Below are 22,456 nucleotides of genomic sequence, written 5' to 3'. Positions count from 1 at the left end.
CATGGGAGCACAGTCAACACTTGGCGTTTCGTTCGATCCGGCTACCTCGCCCATCGCCGCGGACCATCCCGGTGTGACCGATCTGTTCGCCGTGCTCGCCTACGGTGAGATCTCCGCGTTCTACCGGCTGGCCGAGGAGGCCAAGCTGTCGCCGACCCTGCGCGGCAAGGTGGCCGTCGCGAAGATGGCGTCCGCCGAGATGGACCACTTCAAGACGCTCGAGGCGGCGCTCGCCGAGCGCGGCGTCGAGGTGTTCGACGCGATGGCGCCGTTCGTCAGGGCCCTCGACGCCTACCACGCGTCCACCGATCCCTCGACCTGGCTCGAGTCGATGGTGAAGTTCTACGTCGGCGACGGCATCGCCGCGGACTTCTACGGCGAGATCGCGGGCGCGCTGTCGCCGGAGGTCGCCACCGTCGTCCACGACGTGCTCGCCGAGACGAGCCACTCCGAGTTCGTTGTCGAAGAGGTGCGGCGCGCGGTGTCGACCAGCCGCTCCGAGCGCGACCGGCTCACGCTGTGGGGCAGGCGGCTGCTCGGCGAGGCGATCACCCAGGCGCAGTACGTCATGGCGCAGCGCGACGAGCTCACCGACCTGGTGCTCACGGCCACCGGCGATCTCAACGGCATCGCCGCGCTGTTCGAGCGCATGCAGACCAGCCACGCCGAGCGCATGGCGGTCCTCGGCATCTGATCGGATCCGCCCACGGCCGGACCAGGTCGCCGACCAAAGGCCACCTTCGGTCGGTCATACCTGGTCACGGTCACCTTCGGTCGGCGCCCTATTCGTTCGCGGCGCGGGTGTGGACCAGTCGTAGGCCGGTGGTGCGGGTGGCGGCTTGGTCGAGCAGCCAGACGACGACGCTCTGGTCGCGGTCGGTTTCCATCGTTTCGAACGGGACGTCGACCGGGCCGTGCACCGGGTGATCGAACTTCAGCAGGCTCGACACCGGCCCGTCGCCGACCCGGTGCGGCTTCCACCGCTCGCGGAACTCGGGTTCGCGCCGTAGCGCCTCGATCATCGCGAGCAATTCGGCGTCGCCAGGCCAGCGCACCTTCGCGCGTAGCAGCGCGTCCGCGAAGGTGACCGCAGCGGCAGGCCAGTCGCGCAGCGTTCGGCGGGCGCGCGGATCTTTGAAGACGTACCAGGCCAGGTTCGCTTCGCCGTCCTCGTCGAGCAGACCGAGCGGCGTCGCGAAGTCGGCCCACGCGGGGTTCCAGCCGAGGACGTTCAGTCGTCTGCCGATGACGAAGGCGGGTGTCGGCTGGAGCGCGTCGAGCACCGCCCTGATCGTCTCGCCGAGCTGTTCGCGCGGGGATTCGCTACCCGGACAACGGGATTCGTTGCCCGAGGCCATCGCGAGCAGCCCGAAGTGGTGGCGCTGCGGGCCATCGAGCAACAGTGCGTCGGCGAGCGCTTCGACCACCGCGACGGACGGATTGGTGTCGCGGCCTTGCTCCAGCCGGGCCAGGTAGTCGGCGCTGACACCCGCCCGCACCGCGACCTCCTCGCGGCGCAGTCCCGGCGTCCGGCGCCTACCGCCCTCGGGCATTCCGACGTCGGCGGGCCGTAGCTCGCCGCGGCGGGCGACGAGGAATTCGGCGAAACCATTGCGTGCCATGGTCTCCATCGTGCCCGGTCCTCGGACATTCATCCTCGCCCTGCGAGGTCCAGGATAACGGCGGTCTGGTTACCGGACGGTGGTCCGGACAAGGTCGATGGCATGACGAACACTTCCGCAACCACCGCCGCCCAGCAGCTGAAGCCCGGATCCTGGGCGCTGGACACCGCCCACTCCTCGGTCGCGTTCACCATCCGCCACCTCGGCATCTCGAAGGTGCGCGGCGGGTTCACCCGCTTCGAGACCGAGTTCGTCGTCGACGAGACGGGCGCGGCCACCCTCGGCGCCACCATCTACCTCGACTCCTTCGACACCGGCAACGCCGACCGCGACGCCCACGTCCGCAACGCCGACTTCCTCGACGTCGCCAACCGGCCGACGCTCACCTTCCGCGCCCCTCGGCCGGTGGCGATCGCCGAGACCTTCACCGTCGAGGGCGAGGCCACCCTCGGCGCGATCACCAAGCCGGTCACCCTCGAGGTCGAGTGGGGCGGCGTCCAGGACTTCGGCCCGACCGGCGAGCGGCACGCCGGATTCTCGGCGACCGGCACCATCAAGCGCACCGACTTCGGCGTCGGCGGCCCGATGCCAGGCATGCTCAGCGACGCGGTGAAGATCGAGCTGGATATCGAGCTGATCGAACCCAAGTGACCGGCCGCTCGGCCGGATCGCTGTTCGCGGTCAGCGTAGGCAGTGCGGTGCCGCGCGGCCGTTGCCCTGCACTAGCCTTGGACCGGACAGCAAGAGCGCTCGGGCGGACGCGAACGTCCGACCGCCGCACAGGACTCTAGGTTCGGAGGTTGGCCGTGGAGGTCAAGATCGGTATTTCGGATAGCCCGCGCGAACTCGTGATCAACAGCGGGCAGACCCCGGAAGAGGTCGAGGCGATGGTGTCCGAGGCGCTGAGCGGCACCGGCGGCGTCGTGGCGCTCACCGACGAGAAGGGCCGCAAGTTCCTCATCCAGGCTTCGAAGGTCGCCTACGTGGAGATCGGCACCGCCACCAGCGGCCGGGTCGGTTTCGCCGCGGTCTGACGACCTCTACGCGACGAGCCCTCGGGTTCCGGTTGATGACCGAGAACCCGAGGGCTCGTTCGCGATTGGGGCGCGGCAGGAGCCGCGCCGCCGAATCAGAAGCGCGTTGCGTTGCCCGCGTTGTCGATCGGGTGCAGCGGAACGTGCGACAGACCGCCCCAGGCCAGCGCGACGGTGGTGTCGACGGCCTCGTCCTTGGGGATCGGGCGGTCCGCCTCCAGCCAGTAGCGCGCGGTGAACTGGCTCGTGCCGACCAGGCCGACGGCGAGGATGCGCGCGCGATAGGGATCGAGGCCGGAGTCGTGCGCGACCAGGTCGAAGACCGCGTCCACGCACGCCTCGGTGGCCTGCTCCACCCGGCGCTGTACCTGCGGCTCGCTGGTCAGGTCGGATTCGAAGACCAGCCGGAAGCCCTGCATCTCGTTGTCGACGAAGTCGAAATAGGCCTGCACGGCGGCGCGCACGCGCTGACGGTTGTCGGTGGTGGAGCGCAGCGCTTGGCGCACGCTCGACACCAGCATGTCGACGTAGTTCTGCAGCACCGCGAGGTACAGCTCCAGCTTGCTGGTGAAGTGCTGGTACAGCACCGGCTTGCTGACACCCGCGACCTGCGAGATCTCGTCCATGCCCGCCGCGTGATAACCGCGCAGCACGAACACCTCGCTCGCCGCTTGGAGTAGCTGCTGCCGCCGTTCGTCACGCGGCAACCGCGTACCGCGTTTGGTCGGCGCCATGGCCTCGGACGACATTCTGCGGGACGTCATCCGGTCCACGAGGTCAGTCATTTCGGCTCTCCCAGTCGAGTCCCCGGCAAAAGGGGTTGTGCACCGGGTATCCAATGAACGATACCCGGTTGTAGCTCACATGCCGATCGGGGTTGTCGATCTCGTCCAGCGGGTGAGACGTGGCGCACAGCGGAGCTCGGCCCCCATTGGCTCTGGGTCGTCCGGTTCCGTAGGCTCAGAACTCGTGGCAAGGTCCGGTCCCGAAACTCGTTCGGGTGCGGCTGCCCGATCGGGCGCTGTACCGCGGTCCGGGATCCCAGATCGGCCCGGCCGATCCAGACCCGAGCGCGGGACCCGCACCGACCCGTGGCCGCGGAAACCCGACGGCGACGACGCGGCACCCGCGCCCACACCCCCGACGGCAGCACGCGACGCCAACGGCGTCGAGATCTACGACCCTCTCGGTCTCTACCAGGCAGCCGACCGCTCCCATCAGCCGCTTCGGGCGCGCTGGGACCCGACGGCGCCGGATCCGAATCGCTCCCGCGGCCCTCGACCCGATCGCAACGCCAAGAAGCAGAGCGCGCTCGGCCGTTTCGTGTCCACCTACGGGTGGCGCGCGTACGCCCTCCCCGTGTTGTTCGTGGTCACCGTGCTCGTGATCGCCGACGCCGTGCGCGGCGGCGGCAGCCCAGCCGGGTCGACCGCCGCCCCGAGTTTCGGTCGGCTCAGCCCGCCCGCCGCGAACACCGGCGTCATCGGCGCACCACCCGGCGCCGGACAGTTCCCCGCCGATCTGCCCACCGGCGCGCTGCCCGACGGCGGCCCCTTCACCGAGATCGGCGCGGGCACCTGGCGGGTGGTCCCCGGCGGCACCGCCGAGGTCGGCGCGGGCACGGAGTACCACTTCAGCTACACCATCGAGATCGAGAACGGCGTCGACACCTCCGGCTTCGGCGGCGACGAGTCGGTGGCCAAGATGATCGACAGCACGCTGGCCAATCCGAAGAGCTGGGTCCAGGACAAGCGCTTCGCGTTCCGCCGCGTCGATCAGGGCAACCCGGATTTCCGCATCTCGCTGACCTCGCGCCAAACCACCAGGAAGGCCTGCGGTTTCGACATCCCCATCGATTCCTCGTGCTTCAACGCCGATCTGGATCGGGTGGTGCTCTCCGAGGTGCGCTGGGTGCGCGGCGCGCCCGCCTTCGAAGGCGACATCGGCTCCTATCGGCAGTACCAGATCAACCACGAGGTCGGCCACGCGATCGGTTACCACCAGCACCAGCCGTGCGAGGCCGACGGCGGACTCGCGCCGATCATGATGCAGCAGACCTTCGGCACCGAGAACAACGACATCGCCGCGCTCGATCCCGACGGCGTCGTCCCGATGGACGGCAAACGCTGCCGATTCAACCCCTGGCCGTACCCGCGCGGCTGATCGGCGGCGCGGTGCGCGACGATAGAGGGAAGAACGGTTCGATCGTCCGCGTTGCACATCGCGATCGGCCAATTCGATTCGAGGAGTCCTGGACGTGTCATCACCGAAGTCCCTGCCGCCGCTGGTCGAGCCGGCCGCGGAACTGAGCAAGGACGAAATCGCCCGCTACAGCCGTCACCTGATCATTCCCGACGTGGGTGTGGACGGACAGAAGCGACTGAAGAACGCCAAGGTGCTGGTGATCGGCGCGGGCGGTCTCGGCTCGCCCGCCCTGCTCTACCTGGCCGCCGCGGGCGTCGGCACCCTCGGCATCGTGGAGTTCGACGAGGTCGACTCCTCGAACCTGCAGCGCCAGATCATCCACGGCGAGTCCGATATCGGCCGCCCCAAGGCCGACAGCGCGCGCGACTCCATCCTGGAGATCAACTCCGGCATCGACGTGCGCCTGCACAAGCTGCGCCTGGAGCCGGAGAACGCGGTCGAGCTGTTCCGCGACTACGACCTGATCCTCGACGGCACCGACAACTTCGCGACCCGCTACCTGGTGAACGATGCCGCGGTGCTGGCGGGCAAGCCGTACGTGTGGGGTTCGATCTATCGCTTCGAAGGCCAGGTCTCGGTCTTCTGGGAGGACGCCCCCGACGGCCGCGGCCTGAACTACCGCGACCTCTACCCGGAGGCTCCCCCGCCCGGCATGGTCCCGTCCTGCGCCGAGGGCGGCGTGCTCGGCGTGCTCTGCGCGTCCATCGGCTCGATCATGGTGACCGAGGCGATCAAGCTGATCACCGGCATCGGCGAGCCGCTGCTCGGCCGTCTCATGGTCTACGACGCACTGGACATGAGCTACCGGACCATCAAGCTGCGCCGCGATCCGGAACGTCAGCCGATCACCGAACTGATCGACTACGAGGCGTTCTGCGGTGTGGTGTCCGAGGAGGGCCAGGCCGCCGCTGCCGGGTCGACCATCACCGCGCGCGAGCTGAAGGAACTGCTGGACGCGGGCAAGGACATCGAGCTCATCGACGTGCGCGAGCCCGTCGAGTGGGACATCGTGCACATCGAGGGCGCGCGGTTGATTCCGAAGGACCGCATCCTCTCCGGTGAGGCGCTGTCCGAGCTGCCGCAGAACAAGCCGATCGTGCTGCACTGCAAGACCGGCATCCGTTCCGCCGAGGCCCTCGCGGTGCTCAAGAACGCGGGCTTCTCCGACGCCACGCACGTGCAGGGCGGCATCGTCGCCTGGGCCAACCAGGTCGACACCAGCCTGCCGGTCTACTGAGCGACGACGGACTCGTGTCCGCGCGGGTTCGCCCGGCGGACGCACACCGCTACCCGAGGACGGATCCGGGCCGTACAGGGCCCGGATCCGCGCGGTAGCCGGACGCGCGACCGGACCGGCGCGGCGTCCGAATCCGGCCCCGCACCGGCGGTACCGTACGGCCGTGACTTCTGTGGAACCCCCCGAGCACGTGCGCGCCACGTTCGGTCTGCGCGAAGTGACTCCGGTCCCGCTCGGCGACTGGGACGGCGGTTGGCGCTGCGGCGACGTGGTGCTCAGCCCGGTCGCCGATCACGCGCGGGCGGCGTGGTCGGCGAAGATCCGCGAGACGCTGAAGGTCGACGGGCTACGCGTGGCCCGTCCGGTGCGCGCCACCGACGGTCGCTACGTGGTGTCGGGCTGGCGCGCCGACACCTACCTGGAAGGCAGCCCCGAGGCGCGCCACGACGAGGTCGTCTCGATCTCGCTGCGGCTACACCAGGCGACGACGCGGCTGGAGCGCCCGCGCTTCCTCGTGCAGCCGCCGGTCACGCCGTGGGTCGACGTGGACGTCTTCGTTGCCGCCGATCGCGCCGCGTGGGAGGCGGTCCCGCTGCGCAGCCTGCGCGCGGGCGGCGCGGTACCGACCACCTCGCCCGACGGGCAGCGCAGCATGGAACTCATCGGCCAACTCGCCACGCTGCGCAAGCCGGTGCGTACCCCGGCCCAACTGGTGCACGGTGACCTGTTCGGCACCATCCTCTTCGCAGGCGCGCAAAGCCCTGGCCTCACCGACATCACCCCGTACTGGCGTCCCGCCGCCTGGGCCGCGGGCGTCATCGTCATCGACGCGCTCTCCTGGGGCGGCGCCGACGAAGGCCTGCTCGACCGCTGGTCCGATCTGCCGGAGTGGCCCCAAATGCTGTTGCGCGCCGTCATGTTCCGCCTCGCCGTGCACGCGCTGCATCCCCGCTCCACCCCCGAAGCCTTTCCCGGGCTGGCGCGGACCGCCGATATGGTCCGGCTGATGCTCTGAATTCGAGCTGCGCTGGGCGGCGGTGCGCTAAGCTCTGCTCCGCCGCGCACCTCGATGTCGGCGTTTTCGGCTCATGTGCTCGACGGAAAGCCGTAGCTATCCGGCCGCCCACTGGTTCTTCCGCAGTACCCGGTTCGGTGTCGTCCCGCACCGGTGTTGTTCGAAATGTGTAGAGCCGAGCGCGATCTCGTCGATCGTGCTAATTTTGACGAACTCGCGTCCGTGACTTTCCTTGTGGAATCTCGGGGACTGCGACATGGGGTGAGGACAGCGGCAGATGCGAATAAAGCCACGCGAGCAGGTTCTGAATGTCTGGCAGTCGCTGATCTCGACGTGCTATCGAGACGGCGCGTGGCAATGGGGTGGACGCGAGGCCCCGAATTCGATCAGTGACGCCGAACAACTGCTCTGCCTGCTCTACCCGGCCACCGAGATCAGCATGCTTTCCCTCGATCGTCCGAACGACACGGCCGAGGATGTCGCGGCGGCACTGGAAGCACTGGGCGGACCGCCGCGCATCGGCGAAGTGATCGTGCGGGTGCTGGAGGATTACGTCCAGCGCTACACCGATCCGGACGGTGAACCGAACTTCGCGGCCGGGAGCTATCTGCGCGGCGGCGCGGAAGTCCCGCCGACCGAGGAACAGCGCGCGATCGAGATCGTCGATTCGTACTCGATGTCGCTGACCTTGTGCATCGCGGCCCTCGGCTTCCTGCGGGTCTACCAGGTCTACGTGAAGAGCCAGACCTACGAGGAAGCCCGCGCCCTCGAACGCCGGATCGAGGCGCTCGTCGGTGACGTCGGCACCCGGCTCACCGCGGCGATGATCGGCCTGCTTCGCAGCTTCGTCGTGAACACCGTCGATCCCAGAGACGATGCGGGACAAGCGATCCTGGGCATGATGAACCAGACCGGCATGCCCGAGCGGCTGCTGCTCGACGCTCTGGTCCGCGCTCTCGAACCGGTGCGGACCCAGCTGCGCAGCGATGTCACTCTTGCCACCATCCCCGGTGTCGAATTATGGGATGAGCAAAGGCTTTTCGAGTGCGGCTGGAGCTGGGGTGTGGTCGACGGAGCGACGACCATCGATTTCTCCGCGCGACGGATAGCGAGTCGCTCCGGTGTCGCGGACCCCCGGCCGTACCTGTATTTCACCGTCGTCGCGTTGGACGGCATCAACGACCTCACCTCGCAGCGAACCAGGCAGCTCGACCTGCTCGACGACGAACAGCGCAGGCTCGCCGAGGCGTTGCAGACCCGCTGGCATCTGACCCAGCTCTACTGGTCGACGGTGGCGCGGTTCGGCCCAGGTCGCTGGCCACTGGAAGACATTCCGTGGCGGACCTCCGACGGCGAGGAATCCGACTACTACAGTCTCGTGGTCTCCGCCGTGCTCATCCAGGATCTGGTGAACCGCACCGCCAACGACGAGGACCTGACCAGGGCGGTCGACATCTTCGACGAGCTGGCCAAGCGCGGCAAGCTCATTCGTCGCTTCACGCACGACGATCCGGTCGTGCAGCTGCACGTCCCCGGCGTGCCGATGTCGCTCGTCGGCTCGGAGAAGGTGGACGACGGCCCGCGACTGGCCTGGGTCGTCTCGGACTACGCGCCGGTTCTGCTCAAACGCATCCTGCAGGCGGCGCGGCTGTCGGGCAACGTCACCGCCCGGCACCGCCTGATGGAGTTGGCGAAATCGGTGATGCAGCACCTCGAAGCGAGGAAGATCCAGGAGGGTCCCGCCACGGGCCTGTGGGACGACGCGGCGCGTGCTTTCGGTGTCGACGACACCGCCGTGACCGCGCCGTCGTGGTATTTGACCGAGCGCGTCGTCGAGTGCCTGATCACGGCCGCACGCACCTATCGTTCGCTGCCGTTGCGTCCCCCGGCTCTGGTGGACGACGCGGTCGCTTACCTGAGCGAGGCCGAGCACCTGCTGAACCAGGAACTGCTCGGCGTCAGCGCGGTGGACCACTCGGCGAATCGCCGAGCCCTCGCGCGGATCGAGCGGCGGGTGAACCGGGCGCGCGAGCTGGTCACCGAGAAGCCGGGTACCTCGGCGAGTTTGGCCATGAAGGCGCTGGAGGAACTCGAGGAACTGTCCTACGCGGACCAGGACGCGATGAGGAGCCGCTGATCCATGCTCGTCTTCGCGACATCGGACAAGGGCGGCACCGGCCGATCGGTGACCAGCTGCAATCTCGCCTACCGTTTGTGTCTCGGCGGAAAGAACGTCGCCTACCTCGATTTCGACTTCGGTTCGCCGACGGCAGGCGCGCTCTTCGAAGTCAGCGCGGTCGAACGTGGCGTTTCCGGCGGCGCTGGATTACACAGCTATCTGCTGGGGGAGAAGGGCACCGCGACACGGGTCGACGTGCGCGCGAAATCGGATCGCGGCGCATTGCGGCAGATGCCGACCCGATCCGGAAAGCTGGTCCTTTTTCCCGGTGACGAGGGCGGCGCGGAATTTCTCGGCGCGGGTCACGACATGGTGGAGCGCTGCCTCGCCCTGCTGACGGAGGCGTTGTCCGAATTCCACGTCGTCCTGGTCGATCTCAGCGCAGGGCGCTCGGCAGCCGCGCAGTTGGTGCTGCAGGCGACGGCGCGGCGGCAGCTGGCAGGCGCGGTGTCGCGGTGGCTGGTCTTCCACCGGTGGACGCGCCAGCACATCATGGCGACCAGCGCCCTGGTGCACGGTCCGAACGGCCTGCTCAGCTCCGGCGTCGAGTACGGGCACGACCTGGTGCACCTCACCGAATCGATCCGGTATGTGCGGACCGCGGTACCCGACCCGTTCCGCGGCGCGAGCAGCGAGAAACCCGCCCAGGCCCGGTGGCTGCTCGAGCAGCATCAGGCGCTCAAGCGGCTCGCCTCGGTCAAGAAGCTCGGTGCCGACACGCTGCTCGGCGAGACGCCGATGGAGCCGGTCCTGCAGTGGCGCGAGCAAGTTCTCGTCGACGCGGACGTCGACGCGCAGATAGCGAACGAGACGACGGTCGGCGCGTTCGGCGAACTCGCCCGCAGGCTCACCGATCCCGCCGTGTGGGAAACGTTCTGATCTACACCAGCACAGGAAAGGTCTGGACTGCCAGTGGACATCGCCGCACGGTACAGCGAGGCGACCGCGAGCGCACGAATCGCCGCGGTGCCGATGTCGCATGTATCCATCGAAGTGGGGCATTTCTACATGAACGATCTCACCAATGGTGAGGATCGGATCAGGGCGCAATTCCGGGAAGTCAAGGAGTACCTGGATTTCATCGAGGCCAAAGTCAGGCGCCGATACGGCAGGAACACGAAAGTCAGTACTTGCTTTCTTGTCGACGATTACTTCGGGCCGGACACCGACCCGGCGCGGATCATCGGCAAGCTCTTGGCCGCGGCCGCGGAATGCGATATGCGCATCGATTACCTGGCGCGTGAGGAAGGATGTTTCGAGGCGCCGGTCTATACCGATGGCGTCGCCACGGGCATTCGGATTCCGTTGGCGGAGATGGTGTCCGCGCGCGTTGTGCCCGAGCCGGTACAGAACACGACCGGCCGTAGACCGCCTACCGACGTCTCCGGATGGTTGTGCAATGGCCGCCGTTCCTCCGACGACGAGCCACAGCAGGCGATGCGTCTCGAAAAGTACCGGCCTGCCGAGGAATACGGGCGGCGTGAGCATTCCATTTTCCTCGACGCACAGTTGTGGGCTCCGCCGACGAAGAAGACCAGGGCGCGGCCCGGGCAGCAGCGGGTGTGGTCGTGTCCGTTCCTCGCTTCGATATGGCAGCTGCTCCGGCTCGGCATGCTTCGCTACGAAGGCGCGGCCGTCGCCGAGCCGCAGGAGTGGGACCCGGCGGCGGGCTGGCCGGAGAGCTGGCGCGACCTGCCGACCGTGGTGCGATTGAACCCGGAGGCGGATCCGTTCTCGGCCTTCGAATCGATGTCGATCCTGCCGCACCGCTATGTGGAGATCGAGCACGCGGTCCGGGTCATCCTCGCCCACGTCAAGGTGGACGACGCGGTGATCGATGAAGCGATCTGGAGCGGTGTGGCCGAGGGCGTCACCGTGCCGCGCAAGGTCACCGAGCGGCTGGGGCACGTGCTCCTGCCGGGATCCTGACGGGTCGGCGGCGATGACGAACGGGACCGGCGGGCGGACCGTGCCCGCCGACGCGCTGATACTGCTCGGCGAGATCCACACCTGCCTCGTGCCCGATTCCGGGACGTTGAACGCGACCGAAGTCGAAGGTCTGCTCGCCGCCCTGATGCCGGGCAGCCTCGTCTCCACTCGCGCGCGCCCGATTCCGTTGGCGATCTCGCCGACCACGGTGTGCGGAGTGGACTGCAGGTTGGCGACCGTCTCGGGCGCTACGGTGCACGCGATCGGAACGGTGGCCACCGAGGCTGTCGTGTACGGCGGCCGAGTGCTGCAGAGTTGTGCGCGCACCACCGTCCGGCGGGCCGAGCAGACCCAACGGCAGCCGTGGTCGCACTATCTGAGCCGGGTCGGCGTGACCGAGGTGGTCACCAAGACCAAACCGGGGACGCCCGAGGACCTCGCCGACGGCTTCCTCGCCGTTCCGGAAATCGCCGACACCTTGGATCTGTGCTCGATCAGCGAGCGAACCCTGGCCGCGGTTCGCGTCCATCCCTTGCTCGATCAGCAGCAGCCCTTGCTGGCCGGGTCGACACGATTGCGCTGGGTCGCGCGTTACGCCGGAACGGACGCGGAGCCCGAAGTGCGGATGCGGCTCGAGGATGGCGCGCTGCGCACTGTCCGGGTGACCGTGCGCGATCCGGCGGATCTGCCTCTCGCGCAGCGGTTTTGCGCCGACCTGGCCGTGCACGACTGGCTGCTGACCGCCGCGGGAACGGCGATCGAGGAGACCAACCGGCACCCGGCGGGAAGTGCGGAATCGGCGCGGATCCTGTCCGCCATCCTCGAGCATCTCGCTCATCTGTGGATGCCCGGCGTGCACAGCCCGCCCGGTCTGCGCGAACTCTGGAAGCAGCTGCACGCCGAACCGGGATTCGACCGCCAATGGCGGATGAGCGTCGGTCAGCTACGCGATCGCCTGGCGGTCGCCACGTTGGCGGCGCTGCGTGACGCGAAGGTCGCGGCAGCGCCGTGGTGAGCGGCACGGCGGCCGGTCACAGCCGGAACCACCGGCGCACCAACAGCGCGAAGAACACCGACATCGACACCGTCCCCGCGTACGACTCGACGACGAGCAGCGCGCGTCCCGTCCGCCCGACGGCTTCGGTGTCGCCCATGCCCGCCGGATTGAGGAAGTTGATCAAACACAGGTACAGGCTCGAGTGCAGCGCCGTGTCCGCGAGCCAGCTGATGGCCACGGTGAACAGCAGCAGTTGCAGCAGCATCCACATCAGCAGCCGAAACGGCCGATACCCGTAGCCGCACAACAGGTCCGAGAGCTGGCCGCCGATCCGGCGCCAGCGCGGATGGCGGGCACGGCACTGGGCGCGGGCGCGCGCGAGACCGCAGCGGTCGGCCGCGTCCTCGTCTTCGTTCTGCCGGTGCAGGCCGGTGGCGCGGCCGAACGCCAAGGTCGCGTGGCCGGGCAAGCCGGTAGCGGAAAGACATTCGCCGAGGCGTTCGTACACCCTCGCGAGCATGGTGTTCTGCGTGCGGCTCAATCGCAGCGGTCCACGAAACTCGACCTCGGCGGCGAGCAGGGCGGCGAGGAATTCGACAGGCACGTCGTTGGGTCGGCGCGCCCCCGGCAGCGGCGACCGCGCCTCGGCATAGCTGTCGGCGAACACCAAGCTGTCACCGCGTCGGCGGACGCTGGGCGGATCGTAGCTGGTGAGAACGGTTTCCACGTGGGTGTTGAAGGAGTCGAGCAGCAGCTGCTCCGGCCGGTGATCATGCGCGGTGGCCAGGTGCTCGGCGATCTCGGACGCGTAGGCGGCGGCGTGGCGGTTGATCCGGGTTGTCATCGACGCGACGAACGGCAGTGACGACTGATCCGGATGGTCGATCATGATGCTTCTCCCCCGGTGGAACAACGTCGGTTACGACGTCTTTTCCACGATAGCAATGTATTTCGGCTATCTGCCCGGGCCCGGTTTCAGCCAGCGCGGGTCGGCGGAGGACAACGGCGGGCCCGTCGGCGCCCGGCGGATTCGGTACCGCAGCACGTCGCGCGGCTGGCCCGGACCGAAATACTGCTCGTCGTGCTCGGCCAGTTCGAATCCGACGGATTTGTACAGCCTGCTCGCGATCTCGTCGGAGGGCCGCACCGTGAGGTACACGCTGTCGACCGGCGCGGCGCGGCATCTCGCCACGGCCAGTTCCAGCAGCGCGCGGCCGAGCTTGCGCCCGTGGTAGTTCGTGGCGACCGCGAGTCCCATGACCCAGCCGCGGCGCCCGGCGTCGACGCCGACCAGCGCGTAGCCGCGCACGGCGCCGTCGAGTTCGGCGACCACCCAGTTCGTTCCGTGCAATTCGAACAGTTGGCGCAGCGCGACGTAGGACAGCGATTGATCATCGAACTGTTCCCGCTCCAGCGCGGCGATGTCTTCGAGGTCATCGAGCTGTGCGGTACGGAACACCGGCCCTGCCCCCGCCCCTGTCCCGATATCCAACGGCTCACCTCTGTCGCCCCTCGTGAGTCTGTGCTCCAGCGTAAAGCGTTGTTGCGCTGTGGGGTTCGGAATCCAGGGGGCTAGCCGACGTGGTGGTGACAGCCAGGAAGTTGCCCGCGGACGCCGAATGCCGCTGGGAGGATACTCTTCCCAGCGGCATTCGGGTCGAACGGGGGCGTGGCGGTCCCGGAGGGGAAATCGGGATCGCTTTGCCCCGACCGGCGTTCGGGGTTCGGTCCGAACGCCGGACGGTGATGCGGGTTACACCTTCGCGTAGGCCAGCGAGGGGACGCGGCCGATGGCGAACGAGGAACGCAGGTAGAAGAACCAGGTGACCCCCGCCATCACGATGAACGCCGCCGAGTAGGCCCAGAAGGCGGGCGCCATGCTGCCGAAGTTGATGTTGGACAAGCGAAGTGCCTGCTGCAACAGGTACCCGCCGGAGGCGCCGATCGCGCCGATGACACCGATCGCCGCGCCCGCCTGTCGCTTGGCCGACGCCGCGGCCTCGGCGATGTCCATGCCGTGCTCGGAGGCGTACTTCTTGGCCTCCGCGTTGAAGATGGACGGGATCATGCGGTAGGTGGAGCCGTTGCCGATGCCGGTCATGATGAACAGCGCGAGGAAGGCGATCAGGTAGAGCGGGAAGCTCTTCAGCTCGAGTGCCGCCATGATCGCGGCGACCGCGGCGGCCATGCCACCGAAGACGATCACGGTGATCTTCGCGCCGCCGACCTTGTCGGAGATCCACCCGCCGAACGGGCGGCTGAACGAGCCGACGAAGGCGCCGAGGAAGGCCAAGTTGCCGAGGGTGGTGATCCAGCCGATCTTCGCCAGGTCGGGGAAGTTGGCCTTGATGAGGGTGGGGAAGGCGAAGGAGAAACCGATGAAGGAACCGAAGGTGCCGATGTAGAGGAACGACATCACCCAGGTGTGCCGGTTGGTGAGCGCCAGCTTGTAGGACTTGCCGTCGGACTTCGCGGTGCTGATGCTGTCCATGTAGCGCAGCGCGCCGAAGGTGGCGATCAGGATGAACGGCACCCAGACCAGCACCGAGAGCGTGATGCCGAAGCGGTAGCCCGCCGGATCCTTGGCCGTGAGATGGGTGCCGAGGGTGATCAGCAGCGGAAGTACCAGCTGGGTCTGCGCGACGCCGAGGTTGCCGCCCGCGGCGTTGATACCAAGGGCCGCGCCCTTTTTCCCTTCCGGGAAGAAGAACGAGATGTTGGCCATCGACGAGGAGAAGTTGCCGCCGCCGAAGCCGGCCAGCGCCGCGAGCACCATGAACACCCACATCGGCGTGCCGGGCTGGTTCACGAAGTAGGCCAGGCCGAGCGTCGGGATGAGCAGCATGGCCGCGCTGAACGCGGTGAAGGCGCGCCCGCCGAACTTCGGAATGGCGAAGGTGTACGGAATGCGCAGCGCCGCACCGACGAGCGTCGGGGTGGAGGTGAGCAGCAGCGCGTTGCTGACCGCGACGGGGTTGCCCTTGCCGAGCCCGGCGAGGAAGTCGAAGCCCGCGGCGCCCATGCTGGTGACCACGGTGCCCCAGATGACCCACACGCTGAAGCCGAGGTTCTCGGCGAAGACCGAGAAGGCCAGGTTCTTGCGCGCGGTCAGTTTCCCGCCCGATTCCCAGAACTTCAGGTTGTCCGGTTCCCAGTGGTCCAGCCAGCGGCCACGCTTCTGGTGGCTGAACGATTCCGACTGCTGGCCGGTGGCAGCAACTGTGGCAGTCATCGGCTTCCTCTCGATTAGGCTCGACCGACCCTCATCGCGGCAATCGTCGCGCCGTTGCGACGTTGATTCGTCTCGGGACGCCCATCCAAGTCGGGGAGGGGCCGTCGAGTTGCCTTTGTACGGTCGAGACAAAGGTAGAAGCCAGTTGTTGCGGGCCCGTGGCCTTCGATGACGTTCCAGGCAAATCCGACTCACATGGGGGGAACGCCCTCAGTGACCAGTTGGTTACCTGGCGATCGCGCCGCGGGACCGGTCGGAACTATCGGGCGTCCGGGTATTCCGCGATGAGCGATCCGAGGAAGCAGCGCGCGGCCTGCGCGGCGCGATCGGCGTCGCCGTCGACGACAGCCTGCACCAGTTCGTTGTGCTCGGCGTCGTAGGAATCGTCGGATTTCGAAGTCCGGGAGCGGATCACCTGTTCGATGGTGGGCAGCAGTGAGTCGTAGAACTCGAGATACACGGCGTTGTGGCTGGCGACCACGATCGCGCGGTGCAGCGCAACGTCGGCGGCGATGGCGCTGTGGGTGTCCGCGTCCCAGTGGTGGCTGCGTTCCTCGAGCAACCTGCGCAGGTTCGCGATGTCGGCGTCGTCGCGGCGGCGCGCGGCGAGCGCGGCGGCGGTGGTGTCCAGCGCGAGGCGCAGTTCGAGGACGTCGCGCTCCTCGGCGTCGGCGAAGTACTTGCCGAGGGTGCCGCCGACTTCCGAGGCCGCGATCACATAGGTGCCCGAACCTTGGCGTCGTTCCAGCATGCCCGCGTGCACGAGCGCCTGGACGGCCTCGCGCACCGTATTTCGGCCGGTGCCGGTGAGCTCGGTGAGCTCCGGCTCCGTCGGGATGCGGGAGCCGATAGCCCAACGGCCGGAACGTATTTCGGCACGCAGCTGTTCGGTTACCTGGGCGATGAGGCTGGTGCGCCGGACGGGTTGCACCGAAACAGAGTACCGCCCGTCACAAATTGTTGCCGCCGATCATGGGGTCATCCTATGATTTCTCGGTGACAGCGACCCTCTCGAACACCGCGACCCGCCAGGATTCCGCCGTTCTCGAGCAACGCAGGCGCGCGCTCGTCGAGGGTCGACTACTCGTCCTGACCGCGATCGTGATGTCCGCACTGGTCCTGCGCGTCGCCGTCACGGCGTTCAGTCCGCTTGCCGAGCGGATCGGCGCGGACATCGGCTACTCGACCGCGGTCGTCGGCGTCTTCGGCATGATCCCGACCGCGATGTTCGCCCTCTCCGGCCTGCTGACCCCGATCCTGGTGCGCCGCATCGGCCTGGAGCGGACCGCGCTGACCGCGATGCTGATGGCAGGCCTCGGCATGCTGATCCGGGCCACGACGCACGGCACCGCCGAACTGCTGATCTTCTCCGCGCTCGCGCTCGGCGGCATGGGCATCGGCAACGTGGTGATCCCGCCGCTGGTCAAGCGGTACTTCCCGGACCGGCTCGCGGTCATCAGCTCGCTCTACATCACCATGGTGCAACTCGGCACCGTCGTGCCCGCGCTGATCGCCGTGCCGGTCGCCGAGGCGCACGGCTGGCGGATCTCGATCGGTCTGTGGGCGCTGCTCGGCTTCGCCGCCGCGCTGCCGTGGATCAAAGTGCTGCGCGATCGGCGCGGCCGCGACGTGGTCGATACCACCGGTTTGCCCGCCGAAGGCGAAGAGCCGGCGGGCCGCGTCTGGCGTTCGCCGGTCGCCTGGGGGATGGCGGGCATGTTCGGCATGACCTCGCTGACCACCTACGCGATCTTCGCCTGGCTGCCCAAGATCCTGAGCGAAGCGGGCGCGAGCGCGGCGTTCGGCGGCACCATGGTCGGCCTGTTCGCCCTTGTCGGCCTGGTGGCCGCGCTCTCGGCGCCGACGATCGTCGCGCGCTTCCGCAATCCGTTCCCCGTTGTCGTCGGCTGCGCGGCCTTGTTCTTCACCGCTTTCGCGGGCCTGCTGATCGCGCCGATGGGCGCGCCAGTGCTGTGGGTGCTGATTCTCGGCCTCGGCCCGAGCACCTTCCCGATGGCGCTCACCCTCATCAATCTGCGCACCAAGACCCCGCGCGGCTCGGCGGCGCTGTCCGGCTTCACCCAGGGCGTCGGTTACGCGGTGGCGTGCGCTGGCCCGTTGCTGTTCGGCATGCTGCACACCGCAACGGGCGGCTGGCTCGCGCCGTTCGCGATGCTGAGCGTCGCGGTGCTGGTGTTGCTGGTGGGCGCGTGGCAGGCATGCAAGCCGCGCATGCTCGAGGACACCTGGAACTGATCCGGCGGAATCTCCCGGTTCGAGTTGCGTGCCGGTGCGGTGCGGCGCATGCTGTGCGCGTCACACCTCACCGGCCGTTGTGCGCGAGATCGGCTGTTTGTCACCCGTGGAAACGCTTGTGTCACACGGGTGAAACATAACGTTGAAACTCACCCCGATATCCGGGGAATCGTGAGCAACCGTTGATTTGGCGGTCATTTACCGCAGCATTTCGGCAATACCTGTTTCCTACCGTTGGGGCCAACCGATTTTGGGAGGCCCTTGTTGAGCACGCTGACGCGTAACCACAACATCGAGCACTGGGATGCCGAGGACGTCGCGGCCTGGGAGGCGGGCGGCAAAGATATTGCCAAGCGCAACCTGATCTGGTCCGTCTTCGCCGAGCACGTCGGATTCTCGGTCTGGTCGATCTGGTCGGTGATGGTGCTGTTCATGCCCGCCGACAAGTTCGGCATCGATCCCGCGGGCAAGTTCTTCCTCGCCGCGGTGCCGACGCTGGTCGGCGGCTTGCTGCGCATTCCCTACACCGTGGCCACCGCCCGGTTCGGCGGACGCAACTGGACCATCTTCAGCGCGTTCCTGCTGGTCATCCCGACGCTGCTGACGCTGTACTTCGTCAACCAGCCGGGCACCTCCTACACCACCTTCCTGATCGTGGCCGCGTTCGCGGGCTTCGGCGGCGGCAACTTCGCCTCCTCGATGACCAACATCAACGCCTTCTACCCGCAGCGACTCAAGGGCTGGGCCCTCGGTCTGAACGCCGCGGGCGGCAACATCGGCGTTCCGGTCATCCAGCTGCTCGGCCTGCTGGTCCTCGCGACCCTCGGCGACGGCTACGGCGCCCTGATCTGCGCCATCTACCTGGTGCTCGTCGCGCTGACCGCTGTCGGCGCCGCGCTCTACATGGACAACCTGAAGAACCAGAAGGCCGACCTGTCCTACATGGTGACGGCGCTGAAGGTGCCGCAGTCCTGGGCCATCGCCTTCCTCTACATCGGCACCTTCGGTTCGTTCATCGGCTACAGCTTCGCCTTCGCCCAGATCTTGCAGATCAGCTTCAAGGCCGGCGGCGACACCGCAGCACAGGCCGCCGTGCACGCCGCGTCGATCGCGTTCATCGGCCCGCTGCTCGGTTCGCTGGCCCGCCCGTACGGCGGCAAGTGGGCCGACCGGATCGGCGGAAGCCGGGTCACCTTGGTCGTCTTCGGCGCGATGATGGCCGCCACCCTCGTGGTCGGGATCGCCAGCACCGTGGCCGACGGCAACGGCGGCGTCGCCAGCGGCGCCGTGATGACCGTGATGGTCATCGGCTTCATCGCCCTGTTCGTGCTCTCCGGCTTCGGCAACGGCGCGGTCACCAAGATCATCCCGTCGGTGTTCGACGCCAAGTCCAAGAGCCTGGACGCGAGCCCCGCCGAGCAGGCCGCCTGGTCGCAGAACACCTCAGGCGCGCTCATCGGCGTCGTCGGCGCCATCGGTGCGCTCGGCGGCGTCGGCATCAACTTGGTGCTGCGCTCCTCCTACGCCTCGACCAACTCGGCCACCACCGCCTTCTGGGTGTTCATGGCCTTCTACGTCGCCTGCGCCGCGGTGACCTGGTTGGTCTTCCTCCGCCGTCCCACCATGGCCGTCGACAGCGATGTCGTGCACGAGGCCGAGGCGCTGGTCCTCGAGGCCGAGGCCGCCGCAACCAAGTCCAACTCGTCGGCTCGCGCCTGACGCCCGAACCATCCCCAGGGAGGTCACCATGAACCCCACAGTCGATCCCGCCCAGCGCAAGACCGCGGTGGTCGTCGGCCACGGCATGGTCGGGCACCGTTTCGTCGAGGCACTGCGCTCGCGTGACGAAGCCGACCAGTGGCAGATCGTCATCCTCAGCGAGGAGCAGCTGCCCGCCTACGACCGCGTCGGACTCTCGTCCTACGTCGGCAGCTGGGATCCGAGCCTGCTCGCGCTGCCCGGCAACGAGTACGCCGGTGACGCACTCGTCGAGCTGCGCCTCGGCCAGCGCGCCGAGAGCATCGACCGCGACGCGCGCAAGGTCGTCACCTCGGCGGGCGACACCATCGCCTACGACGCGCTGGTGCTGGCCACCGGGTCCTATGCCTTCGTGCCGCCGGTGCCCGGCCACGACCTGGACGGCTGCTTCGTCTACCGCACCATCGAGGACCTGGACGGGATCCGCGCCACCGCGGAGGCGGCCGGTCCCGGCGCGGTCGGCGTGGTGATCGGCGGCGGTCTGCTCGGCTTGGAGGCGGCCAACGCGCTGCGCCTGCTCGGCATGACCCCGCACGTCATCGAGTTCAACGACCGGCTGATGCCCGCGCAGGTCGACGCGGGCGGTGGCGCGATCCTGGAGCGCTTGGTCACCGACCTCGGCCTGAACGTGCACACCGGCGTCGGCACCCAGTCGATCGAGGCCGCGGGTGACGGCAAGCTGAAGCTGACCCTCTCCGACGAGTCGACCATCGACAACGCCTCGCTCGTGGTGTTCTCCGCGGGCATCCGTCCCCGCGACCAGATCGCCCGCGACGCGGGCATCGAGGTCGGTCCGCGCGGCGGCATCGTCACCGACCTGGGTCTGCAGACCTCGGACCCGAACATCTGGGCCATCGGCGAGTGCGCCGCGGTCGAGGGCGTCTGCTACGGCCTGGTCGCCCCCGGCTACAGCACCGCCGAGGTGGTGGCCGACCGGCTGCTCGGCGGCGCAGGCGAATTCCCCGGCGCCGACATGTCCACCAAGCTGAAGCTGCTCGGCGTCGACGTGGCCAGCTTCGGTGACGCGCACGGCACCACCGAGGGCGCGCTGTCGGTCGTGCTGCACGACGCGGCCAAGGGCACCTACGCCAAGCTCGTCGTCTCCGACGACGCGCAGATCCTGCTCGGCGGCATCCTGGTCGGCGACGCGTCCGCGTACTCCGCGCTGCGTCCGCTGGTCGGTCGTCCGCTGCCCGCCGATCCCGCCTCGCTGATCTCCCCGGCGGGCGCGGAACTCGGCGCGGACGCGCTGCCCGACGACGCGCAGATCTGCTCGTGCAACAACGTCAGCAAGGGCTCGATCTGCGGCGCCATCGCCGAGGGTGCTTGCGACGTGCCCGCCATCAAGAGCTGCACCAACGCGGGCACCTCCTGTGGTGGCTGCGTGCCGATGCTCAAGAAGCTGCTCGAGCAGTCCGGCGTCGAGGTCTCCAAGTCGCTGTGCGAGCACTTCACCCAGTCGCGCGCCGAGCTGTTCCAGATCGTTCAGGTCACCGGCATCCGCACGTTCTCGGGCCTGATCGCCAAGTACGGCAAGGGCACCGGCTGCGACATCTGCAAGCCGACCGTGGCCTCCATCCTCGCCTCCACCTCGAGCGACCACATTCTCGACGGTGAGCAGGCCGCGCTGCAGGACACCAACGACCACTTCCTTGCCAACCTGCAGAAGAACGGCACCTACTCGGTGGTGCCTCGGATGCCCGGCGGTGAGGTGACCGCCGAGCAGCTGATCACCATCGGCGAGGTGGCCAAGGAATTCGGCCTCTACGTCAAGGTCACCGGCGGCCAGCGCATCGACCTGTTCGGCGCGCGCGTCGAGCAGCTGCCGCGGATCTGGCAGCGGCTGGTGGACGCGGGCATGGAATCCGGTCACGCGTACGGCAAGTCGCTGCGCACCGTCAAGAGCTGCGTCGGCTCCACCTGGTGCCGCTACGGCCAGCAGGACTCGGTCGGCATGGCCGTGCTGCTCGAAAAGCGTTACCGCGGACTGCGTTCCCCGCACAAGCTGAAGCTGGCCGTGTCCGGCTGCGCCCGCGAATGCGCCGAGGCGCGCGGCAAGGACGTCGGCGTGATCGCCACCGAGAACGGCTGGAACCTCTACGTCGGCGGCAACGGCGGTCTCACGCCGAAGCACGCGGTGCTGCTTGCCGGTGAGCTCGACGACGAGACGCTGATCAAGTACATCGACCGCTACCTGATGTTCTACATCCGCACCGCCGACCGGCTGCAGCGCACCGCGCCGTGGCAGGAGGCGCTCGAGGGCGGCCTGGACTACCTCAAGGCGGTCATCTGCGAGGACAGCCTCGGTATCGCCGACGAGCTGGAGGCCGCCATGGCCAAGCACGTCGACGGTTACAAGGACGAGTGGGCCGCGGTGCTCGAGGACGAGGAGAAGCTCTCCCGCTTCGTCTCCTTCGTCAACGCGCCGGAGGAGGCCGACCCGACGATCTCGTTCGACGACAGCGGCGAGCGGAAGGTGCCGGTGCTGTTGGGTGTGCCACAAATGCCGGCCGCCACGCACGGGAAATAACGACTTAACCGTGCGGAAACAGGACGCCGGTACCAATGAGTAAGGCGTTCGGAGGAGGAACCCGATGACCGTGATCGATACACCCAGCATCTCGCCAGCTACGGCCACCGGTTGGACGCAAGCGTGCCGACTCGACTATTTGATCCCAGGCCGCGGCGTTGCGGTATTGCTGAAGGGTGGCCAGCAGGCCGCACTGTTCCGACTGACCGACGGCAGCGTGTACGCCGTGGGCAATATCGATCCGTTCGGTCGCGCGGCCGTGATGTCGCGCGGGATCGTCGGTGATCGCGGCGGCGTGCCCGTCGTGGCCTCGCCGCTGCTGAAGCAGGCGTTCTCGTTGCTCGATGGGCATTGCCTGGACGATGAATCGGCGGCGCTGCCGGTGTACGCGGTGCGGGTCGACGACGGCATCGTTTCGGTTTCCAACGAGCCGGTCGCGCTCGATTCCTCGGACGGATGAGC

At 68.0% G+C, this 22,456-nt stretch carries 20 protein-coding genes; 14 read left to right on the top strand and 6 right to left on the bottom strand.

Annotation, left to right across the window (positions count from 1 at the left end; genetic code table 11):
• The first annotated feature begins 1 nt into the window (after position 1).
• Complete coding sequence (locus tag CRP45_RS09405; protein ID WP_067789381.1) at positions 2 to 694, top strand: ferritin-like fold-containing protein; 693 nt, start codon at positions 2 to 4, stop codon at positions 692 to 694.
• An 88-nt stretch (positions 695 to 782) separates the two neighbouring features.
• On the opposite strand, the gene CRP45_RS09400 is transcribed toward CRP45_RS09405, so the two are convergent.
• Positions 783 to 1,622 (bottom strand): helix-turn-helix transcriptional regulator, encoded by an 840-nt coding sequence (locus CRP45_RS09400; protein WP_097245410.1) that lies wholly within the window; start codon positions 1,620 to 1,622, stop codon positions 783 to 785.
• Between the two features lie 102 nt (positions 1,623 to 1,724).
• On the opposite strand from CRP45_RS09400, the gene CRP45_RS09395 reads away from it, so the two are divergent.
• Together CRP45_RS09395 and CRP45_RS09390 are read left to right on the top strand one after the other, a co-directional pair.
• Positions 1,725 to 2,273 carry a YceI family protein gene (locus CRP45_RS09395; RefSeq protein ID WP_097244791.1) on the top strand — a complete coding sequence of 183 codons (549 nt, stop codon included), beginning with the start codon at positions 1,725 to 1,727 and terminating at the stop codon, positions 2,271 to 2,273.
• A 155-nt stretch (positions 2,274 to 2,428) separates the two neighbouring features.
• Positions 2,429 to 2,656: a DUF3107 domain-containing protein gene (locus CRP45_RS09390; protein ID WP_067789386.1), complete on the top strand. Its 228-nt coding sequence runs from the start codon at positions 2,429 to 2,431 to the stop codon at positions 2,654 to 2,656.
• A 95-nt stretch (positions 2,657 to 2,751) separates the two neighbouring features.
• Here the strand turns inward: CRP45_RS09390 and fasR are convergent, their stop codons facing one another.
• Positions 2,752 to 3,441, bottom strand: coding sequence for an HTH-type transcriptional activator FasR (gene fasR / locus CRP45_RS09385; RefSeq protein ID WP_097244790.1), 690 nt, complete (start codon positions 3,439 to 3,441; stop codon positions 2,752 to 2,754).
• Between the two features lie 184 nt (positions 3,442 to 3,625).
• Between fasR and CRP45_RS09380 the strand changes: the two genes are divergently transcribed.
• The 7 genes from CRP45_RS09380 to CRP45_RS09350 all read left to right on the top strand — a co-directional run bounded on the left by CRP45_RS09380 (position 3,626) and on the right by CRP45_RS09350 (position 12,236).
• Positions 3,626 to 4,819, top strand: a complete 1,194-nt coding sequence (locus CRP45_RS09380; protein ID WP_342747006.1) for a DUF3152 domain-containing protein — start codon at positions 3,626 to 3,628, stop codon at positions 4,817 to 4,819.
• Between the two features lie 94 nt (positions 4,820 to 4,913).
• A complete protein-coding gene (gene moeZ, locus CRP45_RS09375) occupies positions 4,914 to 6,098 on the top strand; it encodes an adenylyltransferase/sulfurtransferase MoeZ (protein WP_097244788.1) in 1,185 nt (394 codons plus the stop codon).
• Between the two features lie 163 nt (positions 6,099 to 6,261).
• Complete coding sequence (locus CRP45_RS09370) at positions 6,262 to 7,113, top strand: TIGR02569 family protein (RefSeq protein WP_067789395.1); 852 nt, start codon at positions 6,262 to 6,264, stop codon at positions 7,111 to 7,113.
• A 277-nt stretch (positions 7,114 to 7,390) separates the two neighbouring features.
• The gene (locus CRP45_RS09365) at positions 7,391 to 9,250 is read left to right on the top strand and encodes an SCO2524 family protein (RefSeq protein ID WP_067789400.1); all 1,860 of its coding nucleotides are present in this window, start codon (positions 7,391 to 7,393) and stop codon (positions 9,248 to 9,250) included.
• A gap of 3 nt (positions 9,251 to 9,253) precedes the next feature.
• The gene (locus CRP45_RS09360; protein ID WP_097244787.1) at positions 9,254 to 10,171 is read left to right on the top strand and encodes an SCO2523 family variant P-loop protein; all 918 of its coding nucleotides are present in this window, start codon (positions 9,254 to 9,256) and stop codon (positions 10,169 to 10,171) included.
• Positions 10,172 to 10,204: 33 nt separating this feature from the next.
• A complete protein-coding gene (locus CRP45_RS09355) occupies positions 10,205 to 11,221 on the top strand; it encodes an SCO2522 family protein (protein WP_245910032.1) in 1,017 nt (338 codons plus the stop codon).
• A gap of 13 nt (positions 11,222 to 11,234) precedes the next feature.
• On the top strand, positions 11,235 to 12,236 hold the full coding sequence (locus tag CRP45_RS09350; protein ID WP_097244786.1) for an SCO2521 family protein: 1,002 nt from the start codon (positions 11,235 to 11,237) through the stop codon (positions 12,234 to 12,236).
• 16 nt (positions 12,237 to 12,252) lie between these two features.
• On the opposite strand, the gene CRP45_RS09345 is transcribed toward CRP45_RS09350, so the two are convergent.
• From CRP45_RS09345 to CRP45_RS09330, 4 genes are all read right to left on the bottom strand, one after another.
• On the bottom strand, positions 12,253 to 13,107 hold the full coding sequence (locus CRP45_RS09345; RefSeq protein ID WP_097244785.1) for a hypothetical protein: 855 nt from the start codon (positions 13,105 to 13,107) through the stop codon (positions 12,253 to 12,255).
• A 66-nt stretch (positions 13,108 to 13,173) separates the two neighbouring features.
• Positions 13,174 to 13,710, bottom strand: a complete 537-nt coding sequence (locus tag CRP45_RS09340) for a GNAT family N-acetyltransferase (RefSeq protein WP_179830829.1) — start codon at positions 13,708 to 13,710, stop codon at positions 13,174 to 13,176.
• Positions 13,711 to 13,971: 261 nt separating this feature from the next.
• Positions 13,972 to 15,450, bottom strand: a complete 1,479-nt coding sequence (locus tag CRP45_RS09335; RefSeq protein WP_097244783.1) for an MFS transporter — start codon at positions 15,448 to 15,450, stop codon at positions 13,972 to 13,974.
• Between the two features lie 259 nt (positions 15,451 to 15,709).
• Positions 15,710 to 16,381, bottom strand: a complete 672-nt coding sequence (locus CRP45_RS09330) for a FadR/GntR family transcriptional regulator (RefSeq protein ID WP_067789416.1) — start codon at positions 16,379 to 16,381, stop codon at positions 15,710 to 15,712.
• 65 nt (positions 16,382 to 16,446) lie between these two features.
• Here CRP45_RS09330 and CRP45_RS09325 point away from each other — a divergent pair, with 65 nt between their 5' ends.
• The 4 genes from CRP45_RS09325 (at position 16,447) to nirD (ending at position 22,454) form a co-directional block, all read left to right on the top strand.
• Positions 16,447 to 17,706 carry a CynX/NimT family MFS transporter gene (locus tag CRP45_RS09325; RefSeq protein ID WP_245910031.1) on the top strand — a complete coding sequence of 420 codons (1,260 nt, stop codon included), beginning with the start codon at positions 16,447 to 16,449 and terminating at the stop codon, positions 17,704 to 17,706.
• A 261-nt stretch (positions 17,707 to 17,967) separates the two neighbouring features.
• Positions 17,968 to 19,425, top strand: coding sequence for a nitrate/nitrite transporter (locus tag CRP45_RS09320; RefSeq protein WP_097244782.1), 1,458 nt, complete (start codon positions 17,968 to 17,970; stop codon positions 19,423 to 19,425).
• A gap of 28 nt (positions 19,426 to 19,453) precedes the next feature.
• Positions 19,454 to 21,994: a nitrite reductase large subunit NirB gene (nirB, locus tag CRP45_RS09315; protein WP_097244781.1), complete on the top strand. Its 2,541-nt coding sequence runs from the start codon at positions 19,454 to 19,456 to the stop codon at positions 21,992 to 21,994.
• 64 nt (positions 21,995 to 22,058) lie between these two features.
• A complete protein-coding gene (nirD, locus tag CRP45_RS09310) occupies positions 22,059 to 22,454 on the top strand; it encodes a nitrite reductase small subunit NirD (protein ID WP_067789430.1) in 396 nt (131 codons plus the stop codon).
• The last annotated feature ends 2 nt before the right edge of the window (positions 22,455 to 22,456 follow it).

The organism is Nocardia amikacinitolerans (assembly GCF_900215415.1).
In the GTDB taxonomy this organism is placed as follows: domain Bacteria; phylum Actinomycetota; class Actinomycetes; order Mycobacteriales; family Mycobacteriaceae; genus Nocardia; species Nocardia amikacinitolerans.
The sequence above is the reverse complement of the archived record's forward strand: the minus strand, read 5'-3'. Positions and strand labels throughout refer to the sequence as shown.

What these genes read in the sequence shown, in the direction of transcription:
- CRP45_RS09405 (WP_067789381.1), top strand. Translation starts at nt 2, where the DNA reads ATGGGAGCACAGTCAACACTTGGCGTTTCGTTCGATCCGGCTACCTCG.
- CRP45_RS09395 (WP_097244791.1), top strand. Translation starts at nt 1,725, where the DNA reads ATGACGAACACTTCCGCAACCACCGCCGCCCAGCAGCTGAAGCCCGGA.
- CRP45_RS09365 (WP_067789400.1), top strand. Translation starts at nt 7,391, where the DNA reads ATGCGAATAAAGCCACGCGAGCAGGTTCTGAATGTCTGGCAGTCGCTG.
- CRP45_RS09350 (WP_097244786.1), top strand. Translation starts at nt 11,235, where the DNA reads ATGACGAACGGGACCGGCGGGCGGACCGTGCCCGCCGACGCGCTGATA.
- nirB (WP_097244781.1), top strand. Translation starts at nt 19,454, where the DNA reads ATGAACCCCACAGTCGATCCCGCCCAGCGCAAGACCGCGGTGGTCGTC.
- CRP45_RS09335 (WP_097244783.1), bottom strand. Translation starts at nt 15,450, where the DNA reads ATGACTGCCACAGTTGCTGCCACCGGCCAGCAGTCGGAATCGTTCAGC.
- nirD (WP_067789430.1), top strand. Translation starts at nt 22,059, where the DNA reads ATGACCGTGATCGATACACCCAGCATCTCGCCAGCTACGGCCACCGGT.
- CRP45_RS09400 (WP_097245410.1), bottom strand. Translation starts at nt 1,622, where the DNA reads ATGGCACGCAATGGTTTCGCCGAATTCCTCGTCGCCCGCCGCGGCGAG.
- CRP45_RS09345 (WP_097244785.1), bottom strand. Translation starts at nt 13,107, where the DNA reads ATGATCGACCATCCGGATCAGTCGTCACTGCCGTTCGTCGCGTCGATG.
- CRP45_RS09360 (WP_097244787.1), top strand. Translation starts at nt 9,254, where the DNA reads ATGCTCGTCTTCGCGACATCGGACAAGGGCGGCACCGGCCGATCGGTG.
- fasR (WP_097244790.1), bottom strand. Translation starts at nt 3,441, where the DNA reads ATGACTGACCTCGTGGACCGGATGACGTCCCGCAGAATGTCGTCCGAG.